Origin of the sequence: Citrobacter sp. RHBSTW-00524, assembly GCF_013747755.1 — a bacterium.
In the GTDB taxonomy this organism is placed as follows: domain Bacteria; phylum Pseudomonadota; class Gammaproteobacteria; order Enterobacterales; family Enterobacteriaceae; genus Citrobacter; species Citrobacter braakii.
Genome location: NZ_CP056421.1, coordinates 2,779,465 through 2,792,747, shown reverse-complemented (window position 1 = coordinate 2,792,747; position 13,283 = coordinate 2,779,465). Strand labels below are relative to the sequence as shown.

12 protein-coding genes and 2 tRNA genes are annotated in these 13,283 nt (G+C 53.8%); 6 read left to right on the top strand and 8 right to left on the bottom strand.

Annotated features, from left to right (window positions below; all coding sequences use genetic code 11):
• Position 1 precedes the first annotated feature (1 nt).
• Positions 2–1,210: a cytochrome c gene (locus HV229_RS13445; protein ID WP_181545654.1), complete on the top strand. Its 1,209-nt coding sequence runs from the start codon at positions 2–4 to the stop codon at positions 1,208–1,210.
• A 47-nt stretch (positions 1,211–1,257) separates the two neighbouring features.
• Here the strand turns inward: HV229_RS13445 and HV229_RS13440 are convergent, their stop codons facing one another.
• The gene (locus HV229_RS13440; RefSeq protein WP_181545653.1) at positions 1,258–2,733 is read right to left on the bottom strand and encodes a PLP-dependent aminotransferase family protein; all 1,476 of its coding nucleotides are present in this window, start codon (positions 2,731–2,733) and stop codon (positions 1,258–1,260) included.
• Between the two features lie 106 nt (positions 2,734–2,839).
• On the opposite strand from HV229_RS13440, the gene puuE reads away from it, so the two are divergent.
• The 4 genes from puuE (at position 2,840) to HV229_RS13420 (ending at position 7,073) form a co-directional block, all read left to right on the top strand.
• On the top strand, positions 2,840–4,102 hold the full coding sequence (gene puuE, locus HV229_RS13435) for a 4-aminobutyrate transaminase (protein ID WP_019076699.1): 1,263 nt from the start codon (positions 2,840–2,842) through the stop codon (positions 4,100–4,102).
• Positions 4,103–4,277: 175 nt separating this feature from the next.
• On the top strand, positions 4,278–5,333 hold the full coding sequence (locus tag HV229_RS13430) for an ABC transporter substrate-binding protein (RefSeq protein WP_181545652.1): 1,056 nt from the start codon (positions 4,278–4,280) through the stop codon (positions 5,331–5,333).
• The gene (locus tag HV229_RS13425) at positions 5,320–6,324 is read left to right on the top strand and encodes an iron ABC transporter permease (protein WP_181545651.1); all 1,005 of its coding nucleotides are present in this window, start codon (positions 5,320–5,322) and stop codon (positions 6,322–6,324) included. Before HV229_RS13430 ends, HV229_RS13425 begins: the two co-directional genes overlap by 14 nt.
• Complete coding sequence (locus HV229_RS13420) at positions 6,321–7,073, top strand: ABC transporter ATP-binding protein (RefSeq protein ID WP_181545650.1); 753 nt, start codon at positions 6,321–6,323, stop codon at positions 7,071–7,073. The genes HV229_RS13425 and HV229_RS13420 overlap by 4 nt, the downstream gene beginning before the upstream one ends.
• Here the strand turns inward: HV229_RS13420 and HV229_RS13415 are convergent.
• The 6 genes from HV229_RS13415 to HV229_RS13390 form a co-directional block, all read right to left on the bottom strand.
• A complete protein-coding gene (locus HV229_RS13415) occupies positions 7,060–7,782 on the bottom strand; it encodes a substrate-binding domain-containing protein (protein ID WP_181545649.1) in 723 nt (240 codons plus the stop codon). The two genes, HV229_RS13420 and HV229_RS13415, sit on opposite strands and share 14 nt — an antisense overlap.
• A 201-nt stretch (positions 7,783–7,983) precedes the next feature.
• Positions 7,984–8,060 (bottom strand) — tRNA-Val (locus tag HV229_RS13410).
• 4 nt (positions 8,061–8,064) lie between these two features.
• Positions 8,065–8,141: transfer RNA gene (locus tag HV229_RS13405), tRNA-Val, on the bottom strand.
• 199 nt (positions 8,142–8,340) lie between these two features.
• Positions 8,341–8,823, bottom strand: a complete 483-nt coding sequence (locus HV229_RS13400) for a glutathione peroxidase (protein WP_137352083.1) — start codon at positions 8,821–8,823, stop codon at positions 8,341–8,343.
• Between the two features lie 267 nt (positions 8,824–9,090).
• Positions 9,091–10,101, bottom strand: a complete 1,011-nt coding sequence (gene gap / locus HV229_RS13395) for a type I glyceraldehyde-3-phosphate dehydrogenase (protein WP_181545648.1) — start codon at positions 10,099–10,101, stop codon at positions 9,091–9,093.
• 78 nt (positions 10,102–10,179) lie between these two features.
• Complete coding sequence (locus tag HV229_RS13390; RefSeq protein ID WP_151222713.1) at positions 10,180–11,160, bottom strand: helix-turn-helix domain-containing protein; 981 nt, start codon at positions 11,158–11,160, stop codon at positions 10,180–10,182.
• A 248-nt stretch (positions 11,161–11,408) separates the two neighbouring features.
• On the opposite strand from HV229_RS13390, the gene HV229_RS13385 reads away from it, so the two are divergent.
• Positions 11,409–11,879 carry a GNAT family N-acetyltransferase gene (locus HV229_RS13385; protein ID WP_181545647.1) on the top strand — a complete coding sequence of 157 codons (471 nt, stop codon included), beginning with the start codon at positions 11,409–11,411 and terminating at the stop codon, positions 11,877–11,879.
• Between the two features lie 98 nt (positions 11,880–11,977).
• Here HV229_RS13385 and HV229_RS13380 read toward each other — a convergent pair whose 3' ends face one another.
• Positions 11,978–13,171 (bottom strand): MFS transporter, encoded by a 1,194-nt coding sequence (locus tag HV229_RS13380; RefSeq protein ID WP_181545646.1) that lies wholly within the window; start codon positions 13,169–13,171, stop codon positions 11,978–11,980.
• Between the last annotated feature and the right edge of the window lie 112 nt (positions 13,172–13,283).

Below are 13,283 nucleotides of genomic sequence, written 5' to 3'. Positions count from 1 at the left end.
TATGCGTAATGTAACCGTTCTTGCCGCCTGTTTGTTTACCGCCTCTGTGAGTGCAGCGGAATCTAATGGCGAATATATCGCCCGTATCTCTGACTGTGTGGCCTGTCATACCACCGAAGGGGGGGCGGCGATGGCGGGTGGCAAAAAGTTTCCTACTCCGGTAGGGGATATTTATTCGACCAACATTACCCCAGACAAAGCCCAGGGTATTGGTAATTACTCATACGAGGATTTTGACAAGGCCGTACGTCAGGGAATTGCCAAAGATGGTCATCCGCTCTATCCGGCCATGCCTTATCCCTCTTACGCGAAACTTTCTGATGACGATGTACAGGCGTTGTATCGCTATTTTATGCATGATGTCACCCCCTCTGCGCAGCCCAATAAAGAGAATGCCATTCCGTGGCTACTCTCCGCCCGCTGGCCGCTGCATATCTGGAACTGGCTGTTTACCGACGCGCCAGCGACGACTGTAGAGCGTGCAAAAACGGATGACAACGCTGCGTTAGTAAAACGGGGCGCTTATCTGGTGGAAGGTCCCGGACACTGCGGTTCTTGCCATACCCCGAGAGGCATGGCGATGAACGAAAAAGCGTATACCAATGCTGATGCCGAGTACCTGAGCGGCGCGATGATCGACGGCTGGTATGCGCCCTCGCTGCGCGGCACGGGAATGTCTGAGCAGGAATTAAAATCGCTGTTGCTGACCGGTAAAAGCAAGCATGCCGCGGTTTCAGGTTCGATGGCTGAAGTCGTTACGCAGAGTACACAGTACCTGACCGATGACGATGCCACGGCGATCGTGCAATATCTGCTGAGCCTGAAAAGCGAGAAGCCTGAAACGGTGCGCGCAGCGGCAACTACGGTGTCCTGGTCGAATTCACCCGAGGCGGGCAAAGTGACCTATAACCGCTACTGCTCCACCTGTCACGGTCTGGAGGGGAAAGGTACGGATGATAACGTCCCTTCTTTGATCAACAATCCGTTGGTGATAGTTGATGACCCGACGCCGCTGTTCAGAGTGATTGCCCACGGCGCAGAAACACCGACAACGCGTGGCAGCGTCTCCTTTAAGATGCCGGCTTACGGTGGCATGTTAAGCGACAACGAAATGCGCGACGTGATTAATTACGTGCGTAAAAGTTGGGGAGAAGGGAATGGCGAAGTAAGCCAGGAGGACCTGGCAGGAATTAAAAAAGCGTCACATTAAACAGCATGTCGGCCGGACAAGGTGCTTGCAGCGCCATCCGGCAGTGTTTAAACGGTGTTTACTCTGATAATACCCACCAGTCGGGTAAACGCCGACGCCATTTCATGCTCTGCAATACTGGCAAATCCCAGCAGCAGGCCGCTGCGTTTCTCTTCATTCACGTAATAGCGAGACAGCGGGCGCACCAGCAACCCTTGCGCATTTGCCTGTTGGGCAATGACAACGTCATCGCTCCCGACGGGCAACTGTAGAATCATATGTAACCCGGCGTTGCTGCTGAAGGAGCCAAGATACTGCTCGCCCAACTGGCGACTGATAAGCTCTACCAACGTCTGGCGGCGACGACTGTACAACTGGCGCATTTTACGAATGTGCGCCGCGTAGTAACCCTCGCGGATAAACTCCGCCAGCGCTGCCTGAATCAGCAAATGTCCACCACGATAGAGGTCGTTATGAACCTTCTTCAGCGGCGCGGCGAGCGGTTTGGGCAGTACCACATAACCGAGCCGCAGTGCGGGGTAGAGTGTTTTACTGAATGTCCCGATATAGATGACCGGCGTCTCTTCTTCCAGACCCTGCAATGATGGAATTGGCTGGCCGGAAAAGCGAAACTCGCTGTCGTAGTCATCTTCCACTATCCAGCTTCGCGTTTCACGTGCGCGAAAGAGAAGTGCCCGACGGCGGTTGAGGCTCATTACCGAACCGAGCGGATATTGATGTGACGGTGTCACAAAAATCAGCTTTGGCGCAGATTCGCCAGCCTCCGGCGGCACCATACCTTGTTCATCAACCGGGATCGCCGAAAAGTTAACCGCATTGATGCGCAGAATATTTTTGATTCCCCAGTAGCCCGGCTCCTCAATCCAGGCGTTATCCCCCGGGTTGCATAGCGTCCGGGTCACCAGATCCAGCGCCTGGTGAATACCTTCAGTAATCAGAATTTGCGCCGGTGAACACCGTACCCCGCGTGCGGTGCGCAGATAGTCTGCCAGCGCTTCTTTCAGCTCAGTCACGCCGCCTGCGGCATCGTAAGTGAGAAACTCCGGGCGCAAGCGCCTCGCCAGCCGATCCTGAATTTTTTTGAGCACCCGGTGAGGGAAATGCTCCACATCAGGCACGCCTGGAATAAATGCGCCCCATTGACGGGGGCTGGCGCTGGCATGACCCAGCAGCTCAAGGCAGCGGGCAGATAAGCGGGTGTGATCCTCCAGTGTGGCGGCAACGGGCTCTTTGTGGGGACGCAGGTCGAGATTGTCCAGCACGCTGTCGGTGACAAATGTGCCGCTGCTGGTGCGCGCGGAAATATAACCTTCGGCCTGCAATTGCTCGTAAACCCGCAGGACGGTATTGCGCGATAGCGTCAGTTCGCCTGCCAGGTCACGCGACGGAGGCATTCGGGTAGCCGGTTTCAGGCTACCTTCGAGGATGCAACTGCAGATGGCGGCATACAGGCGACGATGCAGCTTTTCATCGGTCTGCTGGCTAAATGCCTGCTTGATCACATCTCCGGCAAGTGAACGCATTTGGATCCTTAAAATAAAACGATTTGGCTCTCGATTAAAGTACCAGATGGCGTCTAAATTTAAAGGGTAATTCAACCTAAATGTATTAATGGACAAGGTGTAGAGAATGAACAATAAAAACCTGCAACAACGTCGTCTGGATGCCACCCCGCGTGGCGTGGGTGTAATGTGTGATTTTTATGCCCAGTCAGCAGAAAACAGCACAATTACCGATATCGAAGGCAATCAGTACATCGATTTTGCCGCCGGGATTGCCGTGCTGAACACCGGACACCGTCATCCTCGCCTGGTGCAGGCAGTCGAAGCGCAACTGCAGGCTTTTACCCATACGGCTTATCAGATTGTCCCGTACGAAAGCTATGTGTCTTTGGCGGAGAAAATCAACGCCGTTGCGCCAATCGACGGCAAGCGCAAAACCACATTCTTCACCACCGGGGCTGAAGCGGTCGAAAATGCGGTGAAAATTGCGCGCGCACATACCGGCCGTCCTGGCGTTATTGCTTTTGGCGGCGGTTTTCATGGGCGTACCTACATGACGATGGCGTTAACCGGCAAGGTGGCGCCGTATAAAAAAGGGTTCGGCCCGTTCCCTGGCTCCGTTTACCACGCACCGTATCCTTGCGAGTTGCAGGGGATTTCTACGGCGGACTCCATCAAAGCGATTGAGCGCCTGTTTAAAGCCGATATCGATCCCACCCAGGTCGCGGCGATTATTTTCGAACCCGTCCAGGGCGAAGGGGGCTTCGTGGTGGCGCCGCCGGAGTTTGTGGCTGCCATCCGCCGTATTTGCGACGAGCATGGCATCGTGATGATTGCCGATGAGGTGCAAAGCGGGTTTGCCCGTACAGGCCAGTTGTTTGCGATGGACCACTACGCTGACAAAGCTGACCTGATGACTATGGCAAAAAGCCTTGCAGGCGGCATGCCGCTGTCTGGCGTCGTGGGCAAAGCTGAAATTATGGATGCGCCTGCGCCGGGTGGTCTGGGCGGAACCTACGCCGGAAACCCGCTGTCAATTGCGGCAGCTCATGCGGTGCTGGATATTATTCGTGATGAACAGCTGTGCCAGCGTGCGGCAGCTCTTGGCGAACAACTGCGCGCCACTCTGACTGACGCGCAAACCGGGTGTCCTGAACTGGCCGAAGTGCGCGGCTTAGGCTCTATGATCGCCGCTGAATTCTGTGATGCAGCGACGGGAGAACCCAACGCAGCCGCCGCACAACGCGTGCAGAAGAAAGCCCTTGAGCAAGGATTACTGCTGCTGACCTGTGGTCAGTATGGCAACGTTATTCGTTTCCTTTATCCGCTGACGATCCCGCAGGATCAGTTCGTCAAAGCGCTCGATATCATTAAAGCGGCAACCAAATAATCCGTTAGTCCTAGTGTTACCCACAGCCGACGGTGGTCATCACCGTCGGCTTTTTTGTCGGCATAAATTGATCTTCCTCGTGTGTCGTGCGGTGTTTATCGCGAATGGGTTGCCTGTTATATCGTTATATAATTTAATACACATCGTTTTTACTCCGCTATCCAGATGGTATCCCATGTTAACTTTCCGCTCTTTTGTGCTGGTATGCGCCAGCATGTTGTTTACGTTTTCTGCCCAGGCCGACCGTACGATCACCGACCAGCTTGGTCGTCAGGTCACGATTCCGGACCACGTCGACAAAGTGGTCGTGCTGCAACACCAGACGCTGAATATTCTGGTCCAGCTTAATGCTCAGCAGGACATTATTGGCGTGATGTCGAGCTGGAAAAAACAGCTCGGGCCTGAGTTTGCGCGCTTTATGCCGACAATTGCCACATTGCCGACGCCGGGCGATCTCACCAGCGTGAATATTGAAAGCCTACTGGCGATTCATCCGCAGGTGGTTTTTGTCGCCAACTATGCGCCAGCGGAGATGATCCAGCAGATTCAGAACGCCGGTATTCCGGTCGTGGCAATCTCATTGCGCAAGGATGCAGCCGGGCAACAGAATAAAATGAACCCGACCATGGCCGATGAAGAGCAGGTCTACAACGAAGGGTTAAAGCAGGGGATTCGCCTGATTGCGGACGTCGTGGGGCGCAAACCGCAAGCTGAGACGTTAATCGACTACGTTTTTGCGGCGCGGGCAAAATTCAATGCGCCGGTCGCAAAAATCCCGGATGCGCAAAAAGTCCGTATTTATATGGCTAACCCCGACCTGATGACTTACGGCTCCGGGAAGTACACGGGACTCATGATGCAGCACGCGGGTGGTCTAAACGTGGCGGCTGCCAGTGTGAAAGGCGCCCGTCAGGTTGCGCTGGAACAGGTATTGGCGTGGAACCCGCAGGTAATTTTTGTTCAGGATCGCTACCCGCAGGTGGTAACGGAGATCCAAAACGATCCTAACTGGCAGGGGATTGATGCGGTAAAAAATCATCGCGTCTGGTTGATGCCTGAGTACGCCAAAGCCTGGGGCTATCCGATGCCAGAAGCGTTGGCGATTGGTGAGCTGTGGATGGCCAAAAAACTGTACCCGGACGCCTATAAAGACGTGGATGTTGATGCGCAGGCGCAAGACTACTATCAGCGTTTTTATCGTGTGAACTGGCAGCCTGATGCAGTTAAGTAAGCGCATTTTACTCCAGCAACCACTCTTAATCGCAACGGTCCTGTTGCTGGGCCTTGGTTCGTTGTGCCTCGGACAATATCCGCTGTCGTTAAGCGAAGTCTTTTATCACCTGATGCACTATAGCGACGCTGAAGGGATTGCCGGTCAGGTTATCTGGACTGTCAGGCTACCGCGAATTCTGATGGCGCTGCTGGCGGGTGGTGCGTTGGGGTTATGTGGCGCGACGCTGCAAGGGGTATTTCATAATCCGCTGGTCGACCCGCATATTATTGGCGTGACGTCCGGGGCCGCTTTTGGCGGAACGCTGGCTATTCTGCTCGGCCTGTCGCCGTGGTTGATGATGGGTTCAACGTTTTTCTTCGGTCTGACGGCGCTGGTCCTGGTGTATGCCATTGCTGCGCTGCAGGGGCTGGAGAATACGCTGGTGCTGATCCTGTCGGGTATCATTTTGAGTGGTTTTTTTGCCGCGCTGGTGAGCCTGATTCAGTATCAGGCTGATACCGAAGAAACGTTACCCAATATCGTGTTCTGGCTGCTCGGCAGCTTTGCGACGGCTAACTGGCATAAAGTTCTGCTGTTGGCGATTCCAGTCGGTATCGCTGCGACAGTTTTGTATCAGCTACGCTGGCGGATAAACCTGTTATCACTCAAAGATAAAGATGCCCGTTCGCTAGGCGTCGCGGTGGTTCCTCTGCGACGCAGCGTTTTGCTGTGCTGCGCTTTTTTAGTCGCCGCTCAGGTAGCGGTCAGCGGCAGTATCGCCTGGGTTGGGTTGGTTATTCCGCATCTGGCGCGTTTGCTGGTGGGGGTTGATCATCGGCGTCTACTGCCGTGCGCCTTCTGGATGGGAGGCGGTTTTATGATTGTGGTGGATGATATTGCCCGTACCCTGATGCACGCGGAGATACCGCTTGGGATCATCACCGCATTATTCGGCGCGCCGCTGTTTGCTTTTTTACTCATCCGCTCCAGCCGCCGGGAGACATCATGAAACCTGCCGCATTGCGTGTAAATACGCTTACCTATGGGTATCGCGCGCCGCTATTTGAGCCGCTTACATTCAGTTGCCAGAAAGGTGAGATCTGGGCTGTGCTGGGACGTAACGGTCTGGGTAAAAGTACGCTGCTCGATACGCTAACCGGCACGCTACCAGCTTTGGACGGCAGCATTGAAATTGACGGCGGGATAGGGATTGTGGCGCAGCATTGCCACCTGCCATTTCCTTATACGGTGAGCGACGTGGTGCTGATGGGGCGGGCACAGCACGTGAAGCTTTTTGCGCAACCCAGCCAGCAGGATCAACTAAGAGCGACCCAGGCGCTGGAGCAGTTAAATATTGCCCAGCTTGCTTCCCACTCGTTTAGCTCACTTTCCGGGGGGCAACAGCAACTGGTGATGATAGCCCGGGCGCTGGTGACGGAGTGTCAAACGCTGCTGCTTGATGAACCGTGCTCCGCGCTGGATCTCGCCAATCAGCAGGTGGTGCTTCAGCTCATCAGCGATCTGGCCCATCTACAGGGATGCAGCATTCTTTTTTCGAGCCACGATCCGCTGCATGCGTTACAAATAGCCACCCATACTTTGCTGCTGCTCCCCGAAGGAAAATGGCGGGCAGGGCCAACGGACAGCATTGTGACGGAAGAGAATCTGTTCCAGGCCTATGGCTTACCGCTGCGAAAACTCAGTGTAGAGAACCACCCGACGCCGTTTATCGCACCGCTGTTTACTATTCGTCGTTAAGAGGTAAGAACCCGGCGGCGGTAAGAAACGCCTGACCGCCGTTGGAGAGCATGAATTTAACCAGCGCCATCACCTCGTTGGATGCGTCGAGCACCGCCAGTTGGTATTCGCAGCGAATATTGTGCTCATCAGGGATAGCTACATAATGCACGTCGGGTTGGGCGTGCAGCGTTTTCGCGTAATGCGCGTAGCCGATAAACAGATCGGCCAGTCCCTGGCGAAGGATCCAGGCGCTCGCTAGTTCACCAGACGGGATTTTCACCGTATCACGCCCACCAACCAGCGGGATGGCGCGCGCCCGAAGCTGTTGTCCGAGTCCTGGCTCCAGTACATCCATATTGTCGAAAAATGCCCAGGTATAGTCTCCGGAAGGGTCGCAGCCGGGCGTGGATGTACCTATTCGTAGCGTTGGGTCGCGGAGCAAATCCAGCCAGGCGCCGTTTCGGTTGCTGACCAGACTCAGTTGATTCCAGCTAAAGGTTTGCGTGAGGACAGCTTTTTGCAAAGCCAGCAGGCGTTGCGGGTGCTCCCGATTGGCTGAGGCAAAGAGCGCACACGGTTCACCGGCTTCAATACGCTCGCGTAATAAACCGGCCGGACCATATTCCACCTTCACGTCTATTCCGCTATGGCGCGAGAACTGGCTTATCAAAGGGGCAAATGCCAGGCGTAAACTGCCCGCGGCAAACAGAATAATGGAAGAGGGCATGGTATCCGATCTCTGACGAAAAAGGGTTTGCGAAGAGGATAAATGATACGCGCTGAGCATAGCGTTTAGAAGGTTTTGGCCTATCGCTTTGTGCCAGCATCATACGGAGTAATGATTAAGCTTAAGGTTACGAACAGGAGACAATAAAAAGAAATTATGAGGTGTAACGAAGGGAAATAGCACCAAATCATAGAAATAATTTGGTGCGTCCGAGTGGACTCGAACCACCGACCCCCACCATGTCAAGGTGGTGCTCTAACCAACTGAGCTACGGACGCAAGATGGTGCGTTCAATTGGACTCGAACCAACGACCCCCACCATGTCAAGGTGGTGCTCTAACCAACTGAGCTATGAACGCAACGTTGTAGGTGACAACGGGGACGAATATTAGCGGCACAGACCGAATGAGGCAAGAGGGAAATAGCATTTTTCTTCCTGAACTCACGCGATTGCAGAGTAATTAAGCAAGTTGATTATATTTTGTTGATTTTGCAGCGTGTTTTTTATTCAGACAGTGCGCTGGGGCATAATGGGGACGGTTTGAATGACAGGTGCGCTCAGACTTTAAGCGCAGCAAGGATCGCGGTTTCTATTTTCTCAGGGGTAGTGAACGGCGCAAAACGCTTGAGCGGTTTGCCGTCACGCCCGATGAGGAACTTAGTGAAATTCCACTTGATACGCCCACCCAGCACGCCGGGTAATTCGTTTTTCAGGTAACGAAACACCGGATGCGTAGCCGCACCGTTGACTTCCACTTTCTCAAATATCGGGAAGCTCACACCGTAGTTGATGTGACAGGTTTGCGAGATGTCGTCGGCCCCGCCGGGCTCCTGATTACCGAACTGGTTGCAGGGGAAACCAAGCACCACCAGACCCTGCGCGGCGTACTTCTTGTAAAGCGCTTCGAGGCCTGCATATTGCGGCGTGAAGCCACAATGGCTGGCAGTATTGACCACCAGAACCAGTTTGCCAGCATAGTCGGCCATAGAGACGGGCTCACCATGCAGACGGGTGGCTGTAAGTTGATAAAAGGTGATCATGCCGGAATCCTCAAATAAGATCGCATTACTCATTTTATTATGGTCGCAACTGTCTGATTAATAAACTGACCGTTAAAGTGATGCCGATTTATTATTTTGTCGGGTTATCGCTAATTTTTTTAAACGCGTCACCCCAGCAGCATCGTTAGGTGACGACTAAAAATGGGGGACGTGACGTTGTGGGCGATTGTCACTGGGACAAACACGTAACAGATATAAAAAAATCCACGCCTGGCGTGGATTTAGAGAGAGTGTGAGAGCAGGGGATTAACGTTCGTGCCTTGCCATTAGCAGTGCCAGGTCGACGAGGCGATTAGAGAATCCCCATTCGTTGTCGTACCACGCCAGAATTTTGACCATATTGCCGCCAATCACCAGCGTTGACAGGCCGTCGATGATGGATGAGCGCGGGTCACCCTGGTAATCGCTTGAGACAAGCGGTTCATCGCTGTAGCCGAGGATCCCTTTCAGTGGCCCTGTCGCGGCGGCGTCACGAAACGCATTATTGACCTCCTCTGCTGTAACATCCCGCTCAAGCGTTACGGTCAGGTCGACAATGGAGACCACCGGAACCGGTACGCGCAGCGAGTAACCGGTTAAGCGACCATCCAGCTCCGGGATGACTTTGCCAAGCGCCTTCGCGGCACCGCTGGAGTAGGGCACAATCGACAATGCAGCGGCGCGGGCACCACGAAGATCTTTTTCCGGCTGGTCGTGCAGCGCCTGGCTGTTGGTATAGGCGTGGGTGGTATTCATCAAACCATGCTTAATGCCGAAATGTTGGTGCAAAACCTGTGCGGCAGGTGCCAGACCGTTAGTGGTGCAGCTACCGTTGCTGACGACAAAGTGTTTATCCGCAGAGTAGAGGTGATCGTTAACGCCCATCACGATGGTTAAATCATCGTTCTTACCAGGGGCGGAGATAATCACTCGTTTTGCGCCACCGCTGTGGATATGCACCGCCGCCTTGTCACGTTCAGTGAAGAAGCCGGTTGCTTCAATGACAATATCGACTTCACGCTGACGCCATGGGATGTTGGCTGGGTCGCGTTCGCTGAACACGGTGATGGATTTACCGTTAACCACCAACAGCCCCTCACCGGCGGTGACGTCGGCGTCGAGTTTACCGAGCAGCGAGTCGTATTTCAGCAGATGCGCCAGCGTTTTACTGTCTGTCAGATCGTTGATTGCCACGATCTGAATCTCCGGGTTACCCAGTGCAGCACGCAATACGTTACGTCCGATACGGCCAAAACCGTTAATACCGACCTTTACCATGATGAACTCCTTATCTGTTGTCTCTGGAGTCAATTTAGGCCGGTCACGAGTTGGCGTAAATGACAAAAAAGGATCACTTTACGCCATTTTACGACAATGAAAGCGTTGGCGATATTCACCAGGCGTCAGGTGAAGCTGTTTTTCAAACAGCCGTCGCAGGTTAATGCTGCTGCCAAATCCTGTTTGTTCGGCGATACGCTCCAGTGTCTCGTTGGTCTGCTCCAGACGCTGTCGGGCAGCGGCCAGACGGGCTTCGGCCACGTAGCGTGCCGGTGATACGCCCGTTTCTCGGGTAAACACGCGGGTGAAATTACGCGGACTCATGGCGACTTTTTCCGCCAGTTTATCCACACTGAGATCGGCGGTGAGGTTCTCAAGCAGCCAGGCGAGCAGATCGTTAATCGGGCCCAGGGTGCTGGTCTGCTGAAGGTTGTAGCGGCTAAACTGGAGTTGTCCCCCGGGACGGCGCAGGTACATGACGAAATCCTGAGCGACGTCGCGCGCCAGACTGAAGCCGTAATCCTCTTCAACTAACGCTAACGTCAGGTCAAAGCCGGAACTGACGCCACCTGATGTCCAGATGTGTTCGTCCTGAATATAGAGCGGACCGCTTTCGACGCGCACCTTAGGGAATTCTGCCTGCATGGTTTCCAGTAGCTTCCAGTGGGTGGTGGCTCGTCTGCCGTCCAGCAGCCCGGTTTCTGCCAGCAGCATCGCGCCGCCGCAAATGGATGCAATGCGGCGGGCGTGGGGAGCGGCAAGGCGTAGCCAGTCAACCACCGCAATCCCTTCCTGCGGGTTTTGACCTCTGCCAGTGATGATGATGGTATCGAGAGGTTCGCGAGGATCTATCTCATGCAGGCGGTGATCTGCCAGTAGATTTAGGCCGGACTGACCATGGATCACCTGATGCGGTTGCGTTGTCGCTAACTGAACCTGGTAACACGTCTCCGTAGCGCCTTTGGGATGCAGGCGGTTGGCCTGCATCAGAATGTCGGCAATACCGGCGGACTCAAACAGCATACCGCCATCGGGAACAATAATGAGTATCTTCTTCATGTCCTGAAAAGTAATCTTTTTACACAATAAGTCAATATTACATACTCAACTGGAAAAAGCCTTACCCGTGGCGCAGCGACATTACCGCCACTGGTCGATGGTTTGATGTTGACTCAACGGCGTTGCCTGAGCATCTCCCTTGATTAAGAATAGCGTTGCATTGACCCATTAAACTCACCGCGAGGAGCTGACGCTCCGCTGCACCAAAAATGGACTTGTTCTACAAGTCACTCTCCTGACGAGGTCTTATGAAAATCAGAAGGTTTAGTAATGGAGATGAAATTTCGTTGTTCAGCGTCTTTTTATCTTCTGTACATACCCTCGCATCACATTACTACACACAGGAACAAATAGATGCGTGGGCCCCAACGGATATCGACCCGGAACAATGGGCCAATCATATGAAGGAATTACGCCCCTTTGTTGTTGAAGTGGATGGTGAAATAGCTGGATATGCAGATGTTCAGCCAAATGGGTACATTGACCATTTCTTTGTCTCGGGAACCTACCCGAGACAGGGAGTAGGGACACTACTGATGAATCGCATTCATGAAGAAGCCAGACAACGTGGAATTGGCGAACTGACTTCAAATGTCAGTAAGGCTGCGGAGGCGTTCTTTCAACGACACGGTTTTCATGTTGTGGAACGTGGGTTTCCTGCCTGTCGCGGAGTGACATTACAAAATGCACTGATGCGAAAATATTTGGTGAAAAAATAGAAGATAACTGGGCTAAAGGTCCGCGATCAGCGAGGGCGGACACTCGGCTCTCTGCCCTATGCCATGACAGAGAGCACGCCAGAAATGAATGGATAGTTCTAGTTTGCTTTGCTGTTTTGACGGGATGTGACAGTCGTCATTGCTGCCGCCGTCAGAAGTAAGAAACCACTCAAGCCAAAAGTACTGCGCCATCCCAGAGTGTCGAATACCAACCCACCTGCCGTTGAACCCAGTGCAATTGATAGCTGGATCACCGCAACCATTAAGCCACCACCCGCCTCTGCATCTTCGGGTAGTGCCCGCGCTATCCATGTCCACCATCCCGTTGGCGCAGCCGTTGCTAGTAGTCCCCACAGGCTGAGCAATACGGCAACAGCCCAGATGCTGTGTCCAACCAGCAGTAACGCCCCGGCAGTCGCTGCCATAAGCAGGGGGATCATGATTAAAGTTTTATAAAAACATGTGTTCAGGAATATTGATACGGCCAGTGTGCCGACAAAACCCGCCACGCCTATTGCGAGCAAAATCAGAGAGAGACCAGAAGGGCCTACGCGGGTTACGGTTTCAAGAAAGGGGCGCACGTAGGTAAATAAGGCAAACTGCCCCATGAAGAAGAGCCCGCAGGCCAGAAGTCCCGCAGGGACAATGGTGATGCGGAACAGACGATGCATAGATCTCTGGGATTTTTGTTTTTTATCGCTTTCCATCGATGGCAGGCTGACCCACTGCCAGATGAACGCGGCTATAGCCAGGGGAACGAGGCATAAAAATGCCCCTCGCCAGCCCACGGTCGTCCCCAGATAGCTGCCAAGCGGTGCCGCTACAACGGTAGCCAGCGCGTTCCCACCGTTAAAAATCGCCAGCGCGCGGGGAACCTGATGCTGCGGAACGAGCCGAATGGCGGTTGCAGCAGACATGGACCAGAATCCACCAATGACCACCCCAAGCAGGGCCCTCCCCAGCATATAAACCGGATAGCTGGGTGCCAGGGCGACGACTATCCCCGATATGGCCATTAAAACCGTCAGCCCCTGCAGGAGATGTTTTCGGTTCAGATCTCCGGCAATATGGGAGATAGTCAGGCTGGTAATGACCGCCAGCGCGCCAGAGATTGCAATTCCCTGGCCAGCCAGGCCTTCGGTAATGTGTAAATCACTGGCAATAAGCGTAAGCAGGCTGACCGGCATAAACTCGGAAGCGATCACCACAAACACGCACAGCGTCATGGCAAACACGCCCCCCCAATGCGCATGCTTTTTTTCGTAATGCGGTTTTAGTCTTACTGTGGACATTATCAGATCTCTTAATATCGAATCGGCCAGGTTCAGGCGCAGTCCGGACAGACGTCATTCAGGAAATCACGTCAAAACATGGATGAAAATGATCTGCAGGCGATTTACAGCC

Bases quoted from the DNA above. Each gene is read 5' to 3' on its own strand.
- HV229_RS13420 (WP_181545650.1), top strand. From the start codon at position 6,321: ATGAAACCTGCCGCATTGCGTGTAAATACGCTTACCTATGGGTATCGC.
- gap (WP_181545648.1), bottom strand. From the start codon at position 10,101: ATGGTAAAGGTCGGTATTAACGGTTTTGGCCGTATCGGACGTAACGTA.
- HV229_RS13430 (WP_181545652.1), top strand. From the start codon at position 4,278: ATGTTAACTTTCCGCTCTTTTGTGCTGGTATGCGCCAGCATGTTGTTT.
- HV229_RS13385 (WP_181545647.1), top strand. From the start codon at position 11,409: ATGAAAATCAGAAGGTTTAGTAATGGAGATGAAATTTCGTTGTTCAGC.
- puuE (WP_019076699.1), top strand. From the start codon at position 2,840: ATGAACAATAAAAACCTGCAACAACGTCGTCTGGATGCCACCCCGCGT.
- HV229_RS13380 (WP_181545646.1), bottom strand. From the start codon at position 13,171: ATGTCCACAGTAAGACTAAAACCGCATTACGAAAAAAAGCATGCGCAT.
- HV229_RS13390 (WP_151222713.1), bottom strand. From the start codon at position 11,160: ATGAAGAAGATACTCATTATTGTTCCCGATGGCGGTATGCTGTTTGAG.
- HV229_RS13440 (WP_181545653.1), bottom strand. From the start codon at position 2,733: ATGCGTTCACTTGCCGGAGATGTGATCAAGCAGGCATTTAGCCAGCAG.
- HV229_RS13425 (WP_181545651.1), top strand. From the start codon at position 5,320: ATGCAGTTAAGTAAGCGCATTTTACTCCAGCAACCACTCTTAATCGCA.
- HV229_RS13445 (WP_181545654.1), top strand. From the start codon at position 2: ATGCGTAATGTAACCGTTCTTGCCGCCTGTTTGTTTACCGCCTCTGTG.
- HV229_RS13415 (WP_181545649.1), bottom strand. From the start codon at position 7,782: ATGCCCTCTTCCATTATTCTGTTTGCCGCGGGCAGTTTACGCCTGGCA.
- HV229_RS13400 (WP_137352083.1), bottom strand. From the start codon at position 8,823: ATGATCACCTTTTATCAACTTACAGCCACCCGTCTGCATGGTGAGCCC.